General features: G+C 71.6%; 3 protein-coding genes. All 3 read left to right on the top strand.

The features are described from left to right. Positions 1-917 (top strand): vitamin B12 dependent-methionine synthase activation domain-containing protein (locus IE249_RS35260; protein WP_308434442.1); only part of this gene is annotated, 917 nt, incomplete at its 5' end. Next, entirely contained in the window at positions 914-1771 is an 858-nt protein-coding gene (metF, locus tag IE249_RS35255) for a methylenetetrahydrofolate reductase [NAD(P)H] (RefSeq protein ID WP_189711565.1), read from the top strand. The genes IE249_RS35260 and metF, both read left to right, overlap by 4 nt. After that, positions 1761-2085: adenosylhomocysteinase (locus tag IE249_RS39600; protein ID WP_229860012.1), on the top strand; the 325-nt coding region annotated here is incomplete at its 3' end. The genes metF and IE249_RS39600, both read left to right, overlap by 11 nt.

Raw genomic sequence — 2085 nt, 5'->3', positions numbered from 1 at the left:
TCGGCGTCAAGCGCGGCGTGCCCGGGGCCGAACTCCCCGAACTGCGCCCCCGCCGCGTCCGCGCCACCACCGTCGAGGTCCAAGACCGCCCCGACCGCCCCGAGGAGGGCCACAGCCGCTCCGACGTCGCCACCGGCAATCCCGTCCCCACCCCGCCCTTCTGGGGAACCCGAGTCATCAAGGGCATCCAGCTCAGGGAGTACGCCTCCTGGCTGGACGAGACGGCTCTCTTCCGGGGGCAGTGGGGACTGACCAAGGAGCTGGTGGAGACCGAGGGCCGGCCCAGGCTGCGCGGACTGCTCGACCGGCTCCAGACGGAGAACCTGCTGGAGGCCGCGGTCGTCCACGGCTACTTCCCCTGCGTCTCCAAGAACGACGACCTGATCGTCCTCGACGAACAGGGCAACGAGCGCACCCGGTTCACCTTCCCGCGCCAGCGGCACGGCCGCCGGCTGTGCCTGGCCGACTTCTTCCGCCCGGAGGAGTCCGGCGAGACCGATGTGGTCGGCTTCCAGGTCGTCACCGTCGGCTCCCGGATCGGCGAGGCCACGGCGGAGCTGTTCGAGTCGCACTCCTACCGCGACTACCTCGAACTGCACGGGCTGTCGGTGCAGTTGGCCGAGGCGTTGGCCGAGTACTGGCACGCGCGGGTGCGCGCCGAGCTCGGTATCGCGGGCGGCGACCCGGACACGCTGGACGGCATGTTCCGCACCGCCTACCAGGGGTGCCGCTACTCCCTGGGCTATCCGGCCTGCCCCGACCTGGAGGACCGGGCGAAGATCGCCGAGCTGCTGTGGCCGGAGCGCATCGGCGTCCACCTGTCCGAGGAGTTCCAGCTGCACCCCGAGCAGTCCACGGACGCGATCGTCGTGCACCACCCCGAGGCGAGCTACTTCAACGCGGGAGGCGAGCGGTGACGACCTTCTCCTTCGAGTTCTTCCCGCCCAGGACCCCGGCCGGGGAGCGGACCCTGTGGGACACCGTCCGCCGGGTCGAGTCGCTGCGCCCGGACTTCGTGTCGGTCACCTACGGCGCCGGGGGTTCCTCCCGGGACCGTACCGTCGAGGTGACCCGGCGCATCGCCCGGGAGACCACGCTGCGCCCGGTGGCCCATCTGACGGCGGTGGGCCACTCGGTGGCCGAGCTGCGGCAGATCATCGGCGCCTACGCCGACGCCGGCATCCGGGACGTACTCGCCCTGCGCGGTGACCCGCCGGGCGACCCGTGCGGCCCGTGGGTGCCGCACCCGGACGGCTTCACACACGCCTACCAACTGGTCGAACTGGTGCGTTCGCTGGGCGACTTCACGATCGGGGTGGCCGCCTTCCCGGAGAAGCACCCGCGCTCGGCGGACTGGCGGTCCGACATCCGGCACTTCGTGGCCAAGTGCCGGGCGGGCGCGGACTACGCGATCACGCAGATGTTCTTCGACGTGGAGGACTATCTGCGGCTGCGGGACCGGGTGGCGGCGGCCGGCTGCGACATCCCGATCATCCCGGAGATCATGCCCGCCACCGACGTACGGCAGATCCGCCGTTTCGCCGAGCTGAGCAACGCGGCCTTCCCCGAGGACCTGGCGCACCGCCTGGAGGCGGCCCGCGGGGACGCGGCGGCCGGGCACCGCGTCGGGGTCGAGCACGCGACCCGCATGGCCGAGCGGCTGCTCGCCGAGGGCGCGCCCGGCCTGCACTACATCACCCTCAACAAGTCCACCGCGGCCCTGGACATCCACCGCGACGTCATGAGTTCAAGGAGTCTCCGTGTCAGCTGAGTTCGCGGATTTCAAGGTCGCCGACCTTTCCCTGGCCGGGTTCGGCCGCAAGGAGATCACCCTCGCCGAGCACGAGATGCCCGGCCTGATGGCGATCCGTGAGGAGTACGCCGAGCGCCGGCCGCTGCAGGGCGCCCGGATCACCGGCTCCCTGCACATGACCGTGCAGACGGCCGTCCTGATCGAGACCCTGGTCGCGCTGGGCGCCGAGGTCCGCTGGGCGTCCTGCAACATCTACTCCACGCAGGACCACGCGGCCGCCGCCGTGGCCGCCGCGGGCATCCCGGTCTTCGCCTGGAAGGGCGAGACGCTCC

Source organism: Streptomyces anandii JCM 4720 (assembly GCF_014650655.1).
Classification (GTDB): Bacteria; Actinomycetota; Actinomycetes; order Streptomycetales; family Streptomycetaceae; genus Streptomyces; species Streptomyces anandii.
The sequence above is the reverse complement of the archived record's forward strand: the minus strand, read 5'-3'. Positions and strand labels throughout refer to the sequence as shown.